This is a genomic window from Bradyrhizobium betae, from assembly GCF_004123905.1.
GTDB classification, from domain to species: Bacteria; Pseudomonadota; Alphaproteobacteria; order Rhizobiales; family Xanthobacteraceae; genus Bradyrhizobium; species Bradyrhizobium betae_A.
Window position 1 is genome coordinate 19,099 of sequence record NZ_MZXW01000019.1, and the last position, 17,029, is coordinate 36,127.

General features: G+C 66.1%; 12 protein-coding genes. 5 read left to right on the forward strand and 7 right to left on the reverse strand.

Annotated elements, in window-relative coordinates; translation table 11 throughout:
* Positions 1-284: 284 nt before the first annotated feature.
* Complete coding sequence (locus B5V03_RS16800; protein WP_129271448.1) at positions 285-5,999, forward strand: negative regulator of septation ring formation; 5,715 nt, start codon at positions 285-287, stop codon at positions 5,997-5,999.
* A 377-nt stretch (positions 6,000-6,376) separates the two neighbouring features.
* Here the strand turns inward: B5V03_RS16800 and B5V03_RS16805 are convergent, their stop codons facing one another.
* The 3 genes from B5V03_RS16805 to B5V03_RS16815 are packed head-to-tail and all read right to left on the reverse strand — an operon-like array spanning position 6,377 to position 9,194.
* Entirely contained in the window at positions 6,377-7,255 is an 879-nt protein-coding gene (locus B5V03_RS16805) for an MlaD family protein (RefSeq protein WP_129271450.1), read from the reverse strand.
* A 20-nt stretch (positions 7,256-7,275) separates the two neighbouring features.
* Positions 7,276-8,058 carry an ABC transporter ATP-binding protein gene (locus B5V03_RS16810; RefSeq protein WP_164988072.1) on the reverse strand — a complete coding sequence of 261 codons (783 nt, stop codon included), beginning with the start codon at positions 8,056-8,058 and terminating at the stop codon, positions 7,276-7,278.
* A gap of 2 nt (positions 8,059-8,060) precedes the next feature.
* Positions 8,061-9,194: an MlaE family ABC transporter permease gene (locus B5V03_RS16815; RefSeq protein ID WP_129271454.1), complete on the reverse strand. Its 1,134-nt coding sequence runs from the start codon at positions 9,192-9,194 to the stop codon at positions 8,061-8,063.
* Positions 9,195-9,328: 134 nt separating this feature from the next.
* On the opposite strand from B5V03_RS16815, the gene dgcA reads away from it, so the two are divergent.
* Positions 9,329-10,324: an N-acetyl-D-Glu racemase DgcA gene (gene dgcA / locus B5V03_RS16820; protein ID WP_129271455.1), complete on the forward strand. Its 996-nt coding sequence runs from the start codon at positions 9,329-9,331 to the stop codon at positions 10,322-10,324.
* On the opposite strand, the gene B5V03_RS16825 is transcribed toward dgcA, so the two are convergent.
* The gene (locus B5V03_RS16825) at positions 10,294-11,490 is read right to left on the reverse strand and encodes an MFS transporter (RefSeq protein WP_129271457.1); all 1,197 of its coding nucleotides are present in this window, start codon (positions 11,488-11,490) and stop codon (positions 10,294-10,296) included. The genes dgcA and B5V03_RS16825 overlap by 31 nt on opposite strands.
* A 75-nt stretch (positions 11,491-11,565) precedes the next feature.
* Between B5V03_RS16825 and B5V03_RS16830 the strand changes: the two genes are divergently transcribed.
* The gene (locus tag B5V03_RS16830) at positions 11,566-12,888 is read left to right on the forward strand and encodes a hypothetical protein (protein ID WP_164988073.1); all 1,323 of its coding nucleotides are present in this window, start codon (positions 11,566-11,568) and stop codon (positions 12,886-12,888) included.
* Positions 12,889-13,323: 435 nt separating this feature from the next.
* Positions 13,324-13,617 carry a hypothetical protein gene (locus tag B5V03_RS16835; RefSeq protein WP_433995340.1) on the forward strand — a complete coding sequence of 98 codons (294 nt, stop codon included), beginning with the start codon at positions 13,324-13,326 and terminating at the stop codon, positions 13,615-13,617.
* 19 nt (positions 13,618-13,636) lie between these two features.
* Here the strand turns inward: B5V03_RS16835 and B5V03_RS16840 are convergent, their stop codons facing one another.
* From B5V03_RS16840 to B5V03_RS16850, 3 genes are all read right to left on the reverse strand, one after another.
* The gene (locus B5V03_RS16840; RefSeq protein ID WP_164988074.1) at positions 13,637-13,996 is read right to left on the reverse strand and encodes a hypothetical protein; all 360 of its coding nucleotides are present in this window, start codon (positions 13,994-13,996) and stop codon (positions 13,637-13,639) included.
* 80 nt (positions 13,997-14,076) lie between these two features.
* Positions 14,077-14,592 carry an AAA family ATPase gene (locus B5V03_RS16845; RefSeq protein ID WP_206736157.1) on the reverse strand — a complete coding sequence of 172 codons (516 nt, stop codon included), beginning with the start codon at positions 14,590-14,592 and terminating at the stop codon, positions 14,077-14,079.
* A gap of 6 nt (positions 14,593-14,598) precedes the next feature.
* On the reverse strand, positions 14,599-15,042 hold the full coding sequence (locus B5V03_RS16850) for an RbsD/FucU family protein (protein WP_129271463.1): 444 nt from the start codon (positions 15,040-15,042) through the stop codon (positions 14,599-14,601).
* A gap of 134 nt (positions 15,043-15,176) precedes the next feature.
* Between B5V03_RS16850 and B5V03_RS16855 the strand changes: the two genes are divergently transcribed.
* Entirely contained in the window at positions 15,177-17,003 is a 1,827-nt protein-coding gene (locus B5V03_RS16855) for a caspase family protein (RefSeq protein WP_164988075.1), read from the forward strand.
* Positions 17,004-17,029 lie beyond the last annotated feature (26 nt).

Genomic DNA, 17,029 nt, shown 5'->3' on the forward strand with positions numbered 1-17,029 from the left:
TTTATTGACGAAAAGTTGCCGCAATCCGGCGAGTCCGGTGGAGAATTGCATTGATTGCTAAGGCGTTACGGCGCGATCCTGTTAACGATGATTAAGATTGTCTTAATCGCGGGCATTTCATTCGCGACGCTCTGCCAATAGGATGTTTTGGAAATTGGCGGACAAGCCGTCCGGGTGGGGACGGCTCGGAAATCCGCGCAAGCGGCATGATCCGGACTGTGAGCTTGCGTAGCGCGCGGGGCTCGCGGGGGGACGCGTACCAGTAACGAGGGCTCGGACTGAACATGGCAAACACTCCGAAAAAGGCCAAGGATCCCACGGAAGTTGCGCTTTCTGCGATCCAGGAAGCCCTGAACATCAGCGACACGGCGGCCGATACCAGCCGCAGCGCCTCCATGCGCAACGAAACGGCATCTTCTTCCATGGCGCCGCCCCCTCCCCCGATGTTCGACGAGCCGAGCTTCGAGCCGCATCCTGCCGCCAACGAACGCGCCGTGTTCGACCCGATCGAGGAGCCGCGTTCCTCGCGCCGCGCCGCCAACGACGACCGCGCGACCATCGGTCAGCTGCTGCAGACGTTGCAGACGGCACGCCCGACCCGCAACATCTACACGGGTGCGATCATCTTCACCGTCATCTGGCTCGCGGCCTGCGCGGCGCTGACGGTAGGCTTCCTGCCCTCGATCCGGGCCGCCATGGGCGAGAGCGGCGGCGTGCTGGCGATTGCCGGCCTCGTCACGATGTTCTTCGCGCCGATCATGCTGTTCTTCTTCCTGGCGAGCCTCGTCTGGCGCGGCCAGCAGATGAGCGCGGTCGCGCAGGCGATGGCGCAGGTCGCGATCCGTTTCTCCGAGCCGGAAGGCTCGGCCTCCGATTCCATGGTCACCGTCGGCCAGGCCATCCGCCGCGAGGTCGCGGCGATGGGCGACGGCATCGAGCGCGCCATTGCGCGCGCCGGCGAGCTCGAGACGCTGGTCGCCAACGAGGTCGCAGCACTCGAGCGCGCCTATTCCGACAACGAAGTGCGCATCCGCGCCCTGCTCCAGGACATCGCGCATCAGCGCGACAACCTCGTCGGCCAGGCCGAGCAGGTCCGCAGCGCCATCTCCGGCGTGCAGATCGATCTGCGCCACGACATTGCCCTGATCTCGGACGCGATCGCCTCGCGCGTCGACGAGGTCGCCAAGTCCATCACCGGCGCTCTCGAAGAGCGCGGCGCCCACATCACGGGCGCGCTGAGCAATGCCGGCGACAACATGATCCTCGCCCTCGGCGAGCGTGGCGGCGACCTGCTCGACCGCCTCGAGGAAGCCAGCAACGAGACCACGCGCGCCGTGCTCGACGCCAGCGAGCGTCTGACCACCAGCCTCAACTTCAAGACCGGCCACGTCCACGACGAGTTCGTCGACCTCGCTGACCGCGTCCACGAGATGCTGAACGAGCGCATCGACCGCATCACCGGCGAGTTCGAGCAGCGTTCCGCCGCGATCGTCGACGGCATCTCCGAACGCACCGAGCAGGTGCATGATAGCCTGAAGAACTCTTCGGACTCGCTGCTGCTCGAGCTCGAGCTGCGCTCCAACGACCTCTCGGCCAAGATCGACGACGCCGGCAACCGCCTCGCAACCCAGATCATGACGAGCGGCGACAAGGCGAGCGACGCGCTCGACGCCACCGTCAACACCCTCGTCGCCAAGGTCGTGAGCCAGACCGAGACCGCGCACGATTCTCTCTCCTTGCAGATGAGCGCCTTCGACGAGCTGGTGAAGAACCAGGGCACCGAGCTGGTCGAGAAATTCGCCCGCGACTCCGGCACGCTGGGCGCGCTGATCACCCGCCACATCTCCGAGTTCGACCGCACCGTGAAGACCTTCGGCGGCGAGATCGTCGAGCGCATGGGCCAGCGCACCCATGACATCCATGAATCGCTGAAGACCTACGTCGACAATTTCGACTCTCGCTTCACCGCCAACGGCGGCGCGATCACGGATGTGCTCGACCAGCGCCTGGTGCAGTTCGAAACCGTGATCGGCGAACGCGTCACCAACCTCGACGCCTCGCTGAACGGCAAGATCTCCAGCCTCGACAGCACGATCGAAGGCCACATCAAGACCTTCGACGACCAGCTCGGCGGCCGCGTCAGCGCGCTGGAACAGTCGTTCGACACCCGCGCCACCTCCGTCACCGAAACGATCGACGCGCGCCTCAACACGCTCTCGACGTCGCTGACCGACGGTGCCGCGCAGGCGATCCAGTCGATCGACTCCCGCCTCACCCACCTCACGACGTCGCTCACCGACGGCGCGTCGCAGACCATTGAGGCGATCGACTCGCGCCTCAATCACCTCACGACCTCGCTGACCGATGGCGCTTCGCAGACCATCCAGTCGATCGACACCCGCCTGACGCACCTCACGACGACGCTGACGGGCGGCGCGACGCAGGCGCTGGAGTCCATCGACTCCCGCCTCACCTACCTGACCACCGCTGTGACCAACGGCGCATCGCAGGCCGTGCAGTCGATCGACACCCGCCTCACGCTGCTGACCTCGACGCTCACCGACGGCACCGCGCAGGCGATCGAGGCGGTCGACCGCCGCATCACCGGCGTCACCGAGATCATCGACGGCCGCAGCACGCACCTGACCGACACGGTCACGGCGCGCTTCCAGGATATCCACCAGGCCATCGAGACCAAGGTCGGCTCGGTCGCCAGCGACATCGACGTGCGCGTGGCGCAGTTCGAGGACCTGCTCGGCTCGCGCGTCGAGGCCGTCGCCGGCCGCATCGAAAGCAGCGGCCGCCAGGCCAGCGAGGACATGATGTCCCGTGCCGAGATGATCTCGACCGCGATCCGCTCGCATGTCGAGGACGCCGAGCGCTCGCTCACCAACCTCGTCGTCAACACCAGCGAGACGATCCAGACCGGTGCGCGCACCGCGCAGCAATCGCTGATGACGGTCTCCTCTGACGTCAACGCCCAGCTCAAGATGACCTCCGCCGAGGTCGAGCGCGCGCTGACCGCGGTCGGCACCGGTGCTGCGAACTCGATCCTGACCAGCGCCCGCGAGGCGCAGTCGACCCTGGTCGCCGCCTCCGGCGATGCCTCCAACCAGATCAAGGGGCTTGCAGCCGACGTCGAACGCACGCTGTCTGCGACCGGTTCGGCTACTGCAGCCTCGATCCTGGCCGGCGCCCGCGAGGTGCAGACCACGCTCGTCACGGCGTCCTCGGACGCGGCCAACCACGTCAAGACGCTCACCGCCGACGTGCAGCGCTCGCTGTCGCTGGCCGGCACCACCACGGCCGAGGCGATCACCGCCGGCGCCCGCGATGCGCAGAGCGCGCTGATCGCGGCCTCGAGCGAGACCGCCAACCAGATCAAGGCGCTGTCCTCCGACGTGCAGCGCTCGCTTTCGATGGCCGGCACCTCGACGGCAGAGACCATCATGACTGGCGCCCGCGAAGCGCAGAGCACCCTCGTCAATGCGTCCTCGGATGCGGCGAGCCAGGTCAAGTCTCTCGCGGCCGAAGTGCATCGTTCGCTCTCGCAGGTCGGCCAGTCGACCGCCGAGACGATCACCACCAGCGCCCGCGACGCCCAGAGCACCCTGCTCTCCGTCTCGGCCGAGCAGACCGGCCAGGTCCGTTCGCTGGCTGCCGAGATGCAGCGCGCGCTGGCGACCGCCGGCGGCGCCACCATCGAGGCGCTCACCAGCGGCGTGCGCGAGGCGCAAGGCACGCTGATCTCCGCCTCCACGGATGCGGCCAGCCAGATCAAGTCGCTGACCACGGACATCGAGCGCACGCTGACCTCGGTCGGCGCCGACACCGCTTCGACCATCCTCAACAGCGCGCGTGAGGCGCAGACCTCGCTGACCTCGACGTCGGCGGATGCCGCAAGCCAGATCCGCACGATCTCGACCGAGATCGAGCGCGTGCTGAGCACGGCCACGACCAATGCGACCAACGATATCCAGACCAGCGCGCTCAACGCCCAGAACGCGCTGATCAACGCCTCCAACGAGGCGAGCTCGCGCGTCAAGTCGAGCTCGGCCGACGTCGAGCGCTCGGTGCTCGCCGCCAGCAGCAGCTTCGGCCAGGCCATGACCGGCAAGACCGACGAGATCGTCACCTATGTGCAGCAGCAGGCCGACCGTCTGACCAACATGATCGACGCCAAGCGCGGCGCGCTGGTCGACGCGATCGGCTCGAAGACCAGCCAGCTCACGCTCGACATCGACCGCGTCACCTCCGATGCGCTGAAGTCGATCGAGACGCGCGGCCATGCCTTCTCGCAGACCATGATGGGCAACGGCTCGGAAGTCGCCCGCACCATCAACGCGGCGAGCGAGATGGCGACCGGCGCAGTCGGCAAATCGCTCAAGGACCTCGAGCAGGCCTCGCGCTCGGCGATCGACCAGTCGCGCCAGGTCTCGATCGCGGCCGTCACCGAGATGCAGGAGACCAGCAAGATCCTGCGCACCGACACGGTCGCCCTGTTCGAGCGTCTGCGCGAAGGCAACATCCTGCTCCAGGAGGTGCTGACCGGTGCGCACGACAACCTCAACTCGCTCGAGCGTGCGCTGGTGACCCGCGTCGCCGACTTCGTCTCGGCGATGAACGACGTCACCTCGCGCAACGGCGCGGCGACGCAGAACCTAGAAGACCAGCTCAACGTCTTCAACACCAAGACCACGCGGGCGCTCCAGGATCTCGGCGAGCTGTCGACCCAGTTCGACGCGCACGGCAAGGCGCTGGTCGATGCCGCCCAGGTCGTCGAGCAGAGCAACAAGAACACCACCGCCTCGCTTGCCGAACGCAAGGCGGCGCTGGAATCGCTCGTCACCACGATCGACCTGCGCACCACCGATCTCGACCAGCGTCTGTCGCGCTTCACCGGCCTGCTCGATGAATCGCTGGCCGCCGCCGAAGAGCGTGCCCGCGACATCGCCCGCGTCGTCGCGGAGACTGCCGGTGCCGGCTCGGCCGCGATCACCCGCCAGTTCGAGGCGGTGCGGTCGGCGTCGGAAGAAGAGCATCGCCAGACCATCGATGCCATGCAGGACATCTACCGCCAGACCACGGACGAGGCGGATGCGATGTTCAAGCAGTCGGCCGAGAAGTTCGGCAACCTCGTCGCCAGCATGAAGCAGATGGCGTACGAGATGCACAACGAGCTCGAAGCCACCCGCAACGAGTTGCGCCGCGGCGTGCTCGAGATGCCGCAGGAGGCCGCCGAGAGCACGGCGCAGATGCGCAAGGTGATCGTCGACCAGATCGAGGCCCTCGCCGAGCTCAACCGCATCGTGGCCCAGCATGGCCGTGGTCTCGACGTCTCGACGTCGGGCCGCGCTTCTGTCGCCGTCCAGCGCCAGGAAGAGCCGATGATGGCGGCCGTCGGCGCGCGCAACACCGAGACCCGCATGCGCGACACCGGCAGCGCCTCCACGCTGCCGCCGCCGGACCTCGGCATGCCCGCGCCCTCGCGCCGCACCGAAGCGCCGCCGGTCGCACCGTCCAGCAACGACCAGGGCCGTGACGGCTGGCTGTCGGACCTGCTCAACCGCACCGACGCCAACCAGGGCGCACCGACCGGTCGTGAGGCGCCCCGCGGCCGCGCTGCGCCCGCGCCGCAGCCGCAGGCCCCGCAGCCCAGCAGCAATCCGCTGGAATCGCTGTCGCTCGACATCGGCCGGCTGATGGACCGCAACCTCGCGGCCGAGATGTGGGACCGCTACCAGCGCGGCGAGAACAAGGCCTTCACCAAGCGCCTCTACACGCCCGCCGGCCAGAAGGCCTTTGACGAGGTCGCCCGCAAGTACCGCGCCGACCGCAACTTCAAGGGCACGGTCGATCGCTACGTCGCCGAGTTCGAACGCCTGCTCGACGAAGTCGCCCGCGACGGCCGCGGCCCGCAGGAGCTGCGCAGCCACCTGACCTCCGAGACGGGCCTGGTGTACACGCTGCTGGCACATGCGGCGGGCCGGCTGGGGTAAGCAGTGCGTAGCGACAACGAATAGCGGCAGTGCGTAGCGACAACGAATAGCGAATGAAAACGGAGGCCTCACGGCCTCCGTTTTTGTTTTGGGGTGATCGTACGCTCGCGTGCCCCGGACGCAGCGCAGCGCTTCTTCAGCGGTGCGCTGCAGAGCCGGGGCCCATTTCGCGACACTGTATCGTGTTGCCTTCTGGGTCCCGGCTCTGCGCAGCAGCGTTGCACGCTGCAGCGCGTCCGGGACACGAGACCTGATTGCACACTCTCTCCGCGTCGTCATTGCGAGGAGCCCTTGCGACGAAGCAATCCAGAATCCCTCCGCGGAGACAGTCTGGATTGCTTCGCTACGCTCGCAATGACGAGGTGAGAGACGAGCGCCTACTGCCGCCTCCGCTCCGTCGCCGCCGGCTTCGGCGGCTCGGCGGGCGGCGGAGCGGCGGCTGGTGCGCTGTTGCTGGCGCCGAACAGCACGCGGGTCGGGTTGCGATCAAAATTGTTCACGGCGCGGCTGATGTCGCCGAGGGTACGGCGGCCATCGGTCATCAACGCGCCCGAGCGCTTGTCGAAATCATCGGCCAGCTCGCGGATCGACTTCACCGCCTGGAACAGCTCGCCGCCGTCCTTGCCGCCGGCGAGCGTGTTGAGGCCGAGCATGAGGCTGTCGGCCTTGAGCATCACGCCGTCGACCTTGGCCATCACGCCGTCGATCTTCTCGGAGTTGCGGGCGAGCGAGTTGGTGAAGGTCTCGAGGTTCTTCAGCGAGTTCTTCACCGATTCCTGATTGTCGGCGACGATCTTGTTGATGTTCTGCAGCGTGCCGCGGATGGCCTCGGTAACGTCCTGGAGCTTGTTCGGATCGGCCAGCAACGTCGGAATGCCGTCCTCGTCGAGCGATGGCGGCGGTGCGGCCTCCTCGCCGCCCTTGAGCGAGATCGCGGCGACGCCGGTGAGGCCCTGGAATTCGAGGCCGACCAGAGTGTCCTTGCGGATCGGGGCGTTGTTCTCGATCATGGCGAGTGCGACAACCCGACGCGGGTTGTCGAGCTTCACCGAGACCACTTCACCCACCCGGATACCGTTGAAATTGACGCTGCCACCGTTGCGCAGGCCCGCGGCCGGCCCCTCGAACACCACGCGCAGCGGGCTGCGCTGCTTGGTGGAGTGCAGCGACTGGAACCACAGCACGAAGCCGATCGCCGCGGCGATCACCGCCAGCGTGAACGATCCGATCAGTACGTAATTCGCCCGCGTTTCCATCAGCTGCTACTCCGGCTACTTCAGCCCATGACCGCGCGGGCGCGCTTGCCATGGAAATACTGCCTCAGCCAGGGATGCTGCGAGGCCTGCATGTCGGCGATCGACCCTGCCGCAATGATCTTACCGTTCCCTAAAACGGCGATGCGGTCGCAAGCTGTGTAAAGGCTGTCGAGGTCGTGGGTTACCATGAAAACGGTCAGCCCCAAAGTGCGCTGGAGCGTCCGGACCAGCTCGTCGAAGTCGCCGGCGCCGATCGGATCGAGACCCGAGGTCGGCTCGTCCAGGAACACGAGGTCCGGATCGAGCGACAGCGCACGCGCCAGCGCCACGCGCTTGATCATGCCGCCCGAGAGCTCCGAGGGAAAGCGCTCGGCAACTTCGGGCTTGAGGCCGACCATGGTGAGCTTGGCCATGGTGATCTCGTTCATCAGCCGCTGCGACACCCGCAGATATTCGCGCATCGGAAACTGGATGTTCTGCCGCACCGTCAGCGAGGAGAACAGCGCGCCCTGCTGGAACAGCACGCCCCAGCGGCGTTCGACGTTGCGGCGCTGCGAGGTGCTGGAGGAATCGAGATCGACGCCGAACACCTCGATGGAGCCTGCGACCTTCGGCACAAGTCCGATGATGGTACGCGTCAGCACCGATTTGCCGGCGCCCGAGGGACCGACAAATCCCAAAATCTCGCCGCGCTTGACGTCGAGGTTGAGGCCGTCGAGCACGCGCGTCGCGCCGAATTGCACGGTGATGTCGCGGACGCGGATGATGGGATCTTGAATCTCGCTTTGAGCTTCTCTTGCCATCGTCACATCCCGATCGAGGCGAAGAAGACGGCGAACACGCCGTCCATGACGATGACGAAGAAGATGCCCTTCACCACCGACGCGGTGGTGTGCTGTCCAAGCGATTCCGCGCTGCCCTGCACGGCGAGGCCCTCGACGCAGGCGACGATGCCGATCACGGCGGCCATCACCGGCGCTTTCACGATGCCGACGATGAAATGGTCGATCGAGATGGCGTCGCGCAGGCGCAACAGGAACGCTTCAGGATCGACGCCGCCATAGAGCCAGGCGACCAGACCGCCGCCGTAGAGCGCGGCCATCGCGCCGAGAAAGGCCAGGATCGGCAGCGCCAGCACCAGCGCCAGCATGCGCGGCAGCACCAGCACCTCGATCGGGTCAAAGCCCATGGTACGCAGCGCGTCGATTTCTTCCCGCATCTTCATCGAGCCGAGCTCGGCGGTGTAGGCGCTGCCCGAGCGGCCCGCGACCATGATCGCGACCAGGAGCACGCCGATCTCGCGCAGCACCAGCACGCCGAGCATGTCGACGACGAAGATGTCGGCGCCGAAGCGGCGGAAATGGAAGATACCTTGTTGCGCGATGATGCATCCGATCAGGAAGGTGATCAGCACCACGATCGGCACCGCGCGCCAGCAGACCTGCTCCATGTGGTGCACGGTCGAGGTCAGGCGGAACGAGCGCGGGTGGATCAGGGTGCGAAAGCCTGCCGCGAGCACCGCGCCGAGCATGTCGACGAGGCCTGCCACCGTCCCGGCGAGGCCGGCAACAGTGCGGCCGATCTGCTCCAGCATGCCGGTGATGGTGATCGTGCCCGAGTCTGTCACGGGGCTTGCCCTGACCCGCCGCACCTCGTCCACGAGGCTCGAATAGTTCGCCGAGAGGCCCGCGATCTGGGCCTCGACCGCGCCTTGCGTCAGGCTGCGGCGCAGCCGCTCGATCAGCCAGGCGCCAAAGGTGTCGAGCTTGGCGACCTCGGAGACATCGATGAAGATGCTTTGGGGGCTGCCGGCCAGCTTCTCGGCATCCGCCACCATCCGCTCCAGGACCGGCGCGAAGCTCGCGGTCCAGGTTCCGGTGGCGCAGAGTGCCAGCGCATTGCCCTTCGCAATCCGTTCCAGCTTCGGATCGCTACTCAAGATGTCCGCTCCCGTGCCGGGGCGGAGAAAATCGGATGGTTGCGCACGCGCCCTTACCCGGAGAAGGTATCCCCAACTGGTTAATGTTAGTTGCTAGAGGTAACTAGCAGGTTCAGATTTCGCCAGAGTTCAAAATGACTTCCAGCAAAGTTCCGGCACTTCGGGCGCGAATCGAGCGCTTTCCCATCGCCGGCAGTTTCACCATCAGCCGGGGCGCCAAGACCGAGGCCGTGACCGTTGTGGCCGAAATCAGCCGGGACGGCCTGACCGGCCGCGGCGAGTGCGTGCCCTATCCGCGCTATGGCGAGACGCCCGAGGCGACGCTGGCCGCCATCCAGGCCATGCAGCAGGCCGTGGCGGCGGGCCTCTCGCGAGAGGCCCTGCAAGCCGCCATGCGGCCGGGCGCGGCCCGCAATGCCCTGGACTGCGCCCTGATCGACCTCGAGGCCAAGGCGGCCGGCCTGCGCGCCTGGAACCTGCTGGACCGCCCGCTGCCGGGCGAGCGCACCACGGCCTACACGATTTCGTTAGGCAGCCCCGAGGCCATGGCCGCGGCGACCGCCAGGGCGGCGCACCGCCCCCTGCTCAAGATCAAGCTCGGCGGCGACGGCGATCCGGATCGCATCGCAGCGGTGCGCAAGGCCGCGCCGGAATCCGAGCTGATCGTCGATGCCAACGAGGCCTGGACCGAGGCCAATCTCGAGCAAAATCTCGCCGCCTGCGACGCCGTCGGCGTCACCCTGGTGGAGCAGCCGCTGCCATCAGGCAAGGACGAGGCGCTGGCGCGGATCAAGCGGCCGCTCGTGGTCTGCGCCGACGAGAGCGTGCATGACCGCTCTTCGCTGGCGCCGCTCCGCGCCCGCTACGACGCCGTCAACATCAAGCTCGACAAGGCCGGCGGCCTCACCGAGGCGCTCGCCATGGCCGATGCCGCGCAGGCGCTCGGCTTCGAGATCATGATCGGCTGCATGGTCGCGACCTCGCTGTCGATGGCCCCCGCGATGTTGGTGACTCCGCAGGCCCGCTTCGTCGATCTCGATGGCCCGCTGCTGCTGGCGCGCGATCGCGATCATGGGCTTCGTTACGACGACAGCCTGGTCTACCCGCCGGACTCTTCACTCTGGGGATGAGCGATCAGCCGGTGCCGCGCCGACCAGATCAGAAACGCGCCGGCGGCGGCCATCGCAGCCATGACGTAATACAGGCCGTCGCCGATGCGGGCGTAGATCGCGCCTGATGCGATCGAAGTCGCCGCGCCCAACAGCCCGCTGCACGCGGCGTAATAGCCCTGCCCGCGCGCGATCTGATGCGAAGGCACGCGTTGCACCAGCAAATTCATGGTACCGACGATGGTCATGCCGAAGGTGAGGCCGTGGCCGAGCTGCACGACCGCGAGCAGCGCGAGCGGCGGCTCGTTGGCGGTGACGATCCAGCGCACCACGGCGCTTAGTCCCCCGATCGCGATCAGCGTGGATGGGTGCAGCGAGAAGCGCGGCGACAGCGCGAACACGACGATCTCGGCGATCACGCCCAGCGTCCACAGACCCGCGATGGTCAGCCCACTGATCCCATGCTGCTGCCAGTTGATGGCCGAGAAGGTGTAATAGGCGACGTGGCTGCCCTGGATCAGCGCGGCCGAAGCGATCACGGCCCAGAAGCCGCCGTCGCGCAGCAGCGCCTTGCCGGCATGCGTCTCGGCGGTCTTGCGCCTGACGTCGTCGAGGGGCTGAAGCAGCAGGCTGGCCGCGACCGCAACCACCGCCCATGCGACGATCACCCAGATCAGGTCGCGCGCCGCGATGATATCGACGAGATAGCCGCAGGCGAGCGAGCCGGCGGCGAACGCCGCCGAGCCCCATAGCCGCAACGGCCCGTAGTCGAGCCCGTAGCGCGCGACGCCGCGCAGCGCATAGGCATCGGTGAGCGGGGTCGTCGGCGTCCACATCGCGCAGGTCAGCGCGTAGATCAGGAACAGCGCCAGCGGCTGGTGCTGCAAGCCGACCGTCACAAAGCCGATCGCGGTCGCCAGCACTGACACCATCATGGCGGTGCGAATGGCCTGTCGCTTTTCGGCAAAGGCGGTGATCTGCGGCAGCGTGGTGAAGCGCGTGATCGCCGGCAGCGCGTTGATCAGGCCGATCCAGCTTGCGTCGATGCCAATCGCCTTCAGCCAGACCGGGAAGAACGGCAGATGCGTGCCTGAAACCGCGAAGACCGCCGAGTAGAACACGGCAAGGCTCACGGCGAATCGCCGCTTCACGGTGGCTTGCGTGGGGATTTGTGATTCGGGTTGCATCAAACCAATTGCGATTCGGTCGATATCGTGGTGATCGTTACAGTAACGCGCACTGATTTGCGCGACGAGATTGTCATGGCCAACGAAGCATTCGCCCTCTCGCCCATGTCTGCCCGCGCGGCCGAGCCGAACGAGCAGGATTACGACGCGATCCGCGAAGCCTTCATGGAGACCGCGCGCGGCCGCTGGTTCCTCGGCGAATATGCCAAGCGCAACCGCAACGCCGACACCAGCATGGTGCTCGACGCGGTCGCGAAAATCGAAGAAACCCTTGCGGCACAGCGACAACCTGTCGTCGAGGACCGCCTGCCCGAGGCGCTGGTCGAGATCCGCCGCGCCATCCGCGAAGCCGAGACCATCGCGATTGCCGCCTTCGATCCCGCGGCGATCGAGGCGAGCCTTGCCGCCATTCCCCGCGGCGTGCGCATCATCAAGGAGATCTCCTGGCGCTGGCGCGAGATCGGTGCCGACGGGCGAATCTGCGATCTCATTGATTCGCAGCTCGCCTCCATCGAGGCCGCCTGTGGCCAGATTTCGACCATCGACCCCCGCATCGAACTCAAGGCCGCATTCGATCTGCTCAGGGATCGGGTCGGGCAGCTCGACGGTGACGGCGACACAGCGCCGCAAGCGGCGGCGAGTCCCGCGCCGGCGCCGGTCGCCGAGGCTGCGCCTGTCGAGACCCCGCCTGCCGCAATGGTGAGCGAAGCCCCCGTGGCTTTTACGGAGACGCCCCGGGACATCGTCGAGACACCCGCAATTGCCGAACCGGCAATGGACGTCGCGATCGAGCCGGAGATCGTCGCCGACAATCACGTCGCGCGCGAAGAGGAGATCGCCGAGCCCACCGCCCTCGCGGAGGTGACCGACGAGTTCTCGCTCGACGCCGCGGCGGAAGCCGAGGACGAAGCCATCCTCGATGCCATCGCGCTGGAGATGGCCGCGCCCGATCCGGAGTTCGACGCGATCATCGAGCCGGTCGAGATGGAAGCCGCAACGCCCGAGCCGATGGCTGCGGAGGTCGCAGCGCCGATTGCAGCGGAGATGCCGCAGCCGATCGCGCCGGAGCCCGTCGTCGCACCGGTCGTGGTGGAGCCCGCCGAAGACGCCCCGATTGCGATGGATTCGCTCGCGCGCCTCACCAGCGCCATCGCAGAAGCCGCCGCCGAAGTGATGGAGCAACCGCCGCAGGCCATCGCCGCCACCGCACCATTCGCCGCAGCGCCAGCCGCGACGCTTCCGATGCCCTCACTATCGGCCGCGTCCTTGCACGAGCCCTCGCTCGGCGCCACCATCCTCGCCAGCGGCATTTTGCAAAAGCCCCGCGCCGCCGCCAACGATCCGCTCGCGCCAATCCGCCGCATGACCCAGGCCGAGAAGATCGCGTTCTTCTCGTAAGGTCTCAACTCTCGTGTCCCGGACAAGCGAAGCGCAGAGCCGGGACCCAGAAGCTGCAAATTCCCGTGTAGCATGGGCGCCGCCTCGGCAGCGCACCGTCGAAGAGATGCTGCGCTGCGTCCGGGGCACGCAAGTAAGATGCGGCGTCCACTCTCGCCGCACGGTCATTGCGACGCCATCAGCTCCGTCATCCTGAGGCGCGAGGCATGGGACGCAACGCGTCCCATGAGGAGCCTCGAAGGATGAGCGGCCCCGATGCAGCCGGGCCGTCACCCTTCGAGGCTCGCCGAAGAGGCGAGCGCCTCAGAGTGACGGTGATGGAGCTGAGGACCATGTCAGTGTAAGTAAGGGACTCCAGGAGCCCATCGTCAAAATCTGTCCCCCACCGAAAACACCCTCACCCTCTGGCGCCCTGTCGGACCGAAAGAACTGGAGCTGATCCAGCAAGCCGGCATGCGTGCGTTCCCGCCGCGCCTTCCGGACCAGCCGATCTTCTATCCTGTGCTGAGCGAGGACTACGCCATCAAGATCGCGCGCGACTGGAATGTGCCGGCGAGCGGCGCGGGCTTCGTCACGCGCTTTGAGGTCGAGCGCAAGTTCATCGCGAAGTACGACGTGCAGGAGGCCGGCGGCCGCGCGCATCTGGAGTACTGGATCCCGGCCAAACACCTTGATGACTTCAATGCTGCGATCGTCGGCCAGATCGAGGTTGTCGGCAGCTTCCCCTAGCCGCTGCGCACCCGCCCGTTCACCCGCAATTCCAGACCGCGCCGATCGGCGTCCGCGTCCAGCACGGCCCAAAACTGCCGCCGTTGTAGCGGCCACCGCCGAAGCCGGGCCGGCCGAAATAGCGCCACTCGCCATCCCAGCCGTAATATTGGGGAACCGGGTCGATGTACCAGTGGCGGCGGTCGCTGCGCGACATGCGCCGCATCGCTTCCTTCTGCTTATAGAGGGGAATGCTGTTGCTCAGCGGCTGGCGATAGCCCGGCAGGAAGCCGTAGCCATGCCAGGCTTGCTTGGGGCGTTTTTGAGTTGACGCAGCGGACGCGATAGCGGGCAGCAGCGACAGGACGACAGCAACAGATAGACACATGAGGCGCGACATGGAGCAAGCATAGACAGTCGGTTGCAGAGAGGCCACTCAAATTCGAGTGCGAGGCTCTTTTGCCTCATGCGAATTGCAGATTAGCCGATCTTGCCGCGCACATAGGTCTCCGCGCGCTCCAGCAGATGATCGAGCGAACTCTCGGCTGTATCGAGCACCAGATGTTCACGATCCCATGGCTCATAAGCACGGCTCACGACGTCATCCCAGGTTGGAAGCTTGAGACCATCAATGTCGGGCAAGCGGCTTTCCACGCGCTGCCGGTGCACCACCGGGTTGCCGCAAACCACTTCGATCTCGATCATGCAGGCCGAGCTCTGCAAAGCGGTCTGTCGCCATCCCGCACGGCTTGCCAGCACCGGATTGACGCAGTCCGCGATGACGCTGCGCCCGAGCCTCAGATTTTCGGCGGCCAGCGCATTGGCAAGGACATAGCCCGTTGCGCCGACCGCGAGATCTGCGTCCCGCAACGTCTGCTCGATGGAATCGATCCGGAGATACGTCGCCGCGAGCCGAACGGTCAGTTCGCGAGCAATCGTCGTCTTGCCGGTGCCCGGAAGGCCGCCGAACACGATGAGTATGGGTGATCGCTTCATGGTGCCCTAACTGATCACGCCCTTCCTGATCAGGAAGCAGCCATAGCCCCTGCTGTCCCCCACCTGCACCACACCAAAACCCGCCGCCGCCGCGCGATAGAAATCCGGCCGCGAGAGTTTTCCTGGAGCAACGGCGCGGCCGACGGCGCGCTCGATCTCGGCGAGCACCGCGCGCTGCACATCGGGGACGCGGTCGGGGTCGTCGACCGGCGCCATCACGCGCACCGGATCGGGATCGAAATCATCGAGCGGGTAGACCGACATGATGGCGCGGATGGCGGTCTCCATGCTCAGGCCCGGCAGCTGGATCAGGCGCTGCGACGTGGTTCTCTGCGCGATGCGGGTGGCCGGATGATTGGCATCGACGAACACGAGGTCGTCGCCATGGCCCATGGAGGCGAGCAGCCAGAGCAGATCGGGCGTGAGGATCGGATCGATCGATTTCAGCATGTGACAGCCGGTTCCAGCGTGATTCAGATCACGCACACTAGCATGGTGATCGTAATCACGGACCACCGGCTCGAACGCGGCCAAGCTGCCTCGCAACCAATCTCGCATCGAGATCAGTGCCAGAGGAGCACGCCATGTTCCGCCTAAAGCCTTTCCTGATGACGGCCAGCCTCGTGGGAAGCCTGTTCGGCTTCGCCTGCGGCCCCGTTTCCGCGCAAGTCGCCCCGGTCCAGCCGGCCCCCACCGCGTTGCAAGGCCCGGAACAGCGGGTTGCGCTGGTGATCGGCAATTCGAACTACCAGAACGCGCCGCAGCTCGCCAATCCCGACAATGATGCCGAGTCGATGGCGCAGTTCTTGAACTCGGCCGGCTTCGAAGTGGTGGCAGCGACCGACCTGACCCAGAATGACATGCTCCGCGTCGTGCAGGATTTTTCCGCAAAAGTGTCCGCGCGCGGTCCGAACACGGTGGCCATGGTCTACTACGCCGGCCACGGCGTGCAGCTCGCCGGCGAGAACTATCTCGTCCCGGTCGATGCCAAGGTGTCGAGCCAGACCGAGCTCGTCAACAATTCGGTTCGCCTCGTCGACGTGATGTCGACACTGGAGACGATCCCGAGCCGCATGCGCATCGTCATCCTCGATGCCTGCCGCAACAACCCGTTCCCGAACGTGAACGACGCCGGCCGCGGCCTTGCCATCGTCGATGCGCCGAACGGCTCGATCGTCGGCTACTCGACCGCGCCGGGCGCGGAAGCGCAGGACGGCACCGGCGGCCACAGCCCCTACACGCAGGCGTTCCTGAACGTCGCGCGTGAGCCCAACGTGCCGATCGAGCAGCTGTTCAAGCGCGTGCGCCTCCAGGTGAACGAGACCACCAGCGGCGCGCAGATCCCGTGGGAAAGCTCCTCGCTTACGAGCGACTTCACCTTCTTCGGCGACACCGCGGTTGCCGCCAACCGCGCGCCCGTGAATGCGCCTGTCGTGCAGATGGCCTCCAATTTGCCGAGCCGCTCGACGCGGCAGGCCTATGATTACGTCGTGTCCGAGGGCCGGCCGGAGTACTATCAGGAGTTCATCCAGATGTACCCGCACGACCCGCTGTGCGACCACGTCCGCTGGCTGCTCAACAACCTCCTGCTCACGCAGGCCTGGCACAAGGCGGTGCTGGCGAACTCGCCGCTCGGCTACAAGAGTTTTTACGACAGCTACAGCAACACGCCCTATGCGCAGGTCGCGCTGAACCTCGAGGCCCAGCCGAAGCTGATCCCCCTGATGCAGGCGACCAAGTTCCTGGCGCCGCAGACCATCAATCCGACCTTCAAGATCGGCAATCTCGGCCAGCCGAAGTATATGCCGCTGCAACAGGGCAATGGTGGTGGCCAGATGAACGGCAACCTGCCGATCGTGCAGAAGCCGGGCGACAGCAATGTGATCGGCAAGCTCGGCAATGGCGGCCAGATCGTCAACCTGCCGGCGGGCAACAACCAGCCGAACCAGAACGGCACGCCGTCGCAGACCCCTGGCAAGATCGTCACCCTGCCTGCGCCGACCAACACGACCAATGGCAATGGCGGTATCGGCAAGATCGTGACCCTGCCCGCGACCAACAACAATCGGAACGGCGGCAACAACAATGCCGACACCAACAACGGCGCCACCAACAACAATCCTGGCAAGATCGTGAGCATGCCGGTGAAAGTCGGCAAGGGCAGCTCTACTGTCGACGCGAAGCCGGTGACCGTTCAGACGCAGAACAACCCGATCCGCATCAACAACGGCGTTAAGATCGTCAACAACCCGGTGAACAAGGTGCAGGTGCAGAACACCCAGCAGACCAACCACCCGCAGTTCAACACGACCAACCGGATCGGCAACGGCGGCACCAACAACTTCCGCCAGTCGATGAACCAGGCCCAGAGCATGGGTGGCGGCAACAATCACCGCGGCTTCATGCACTGATCGCGCGGAGAAGAAGGTGCGCTCCC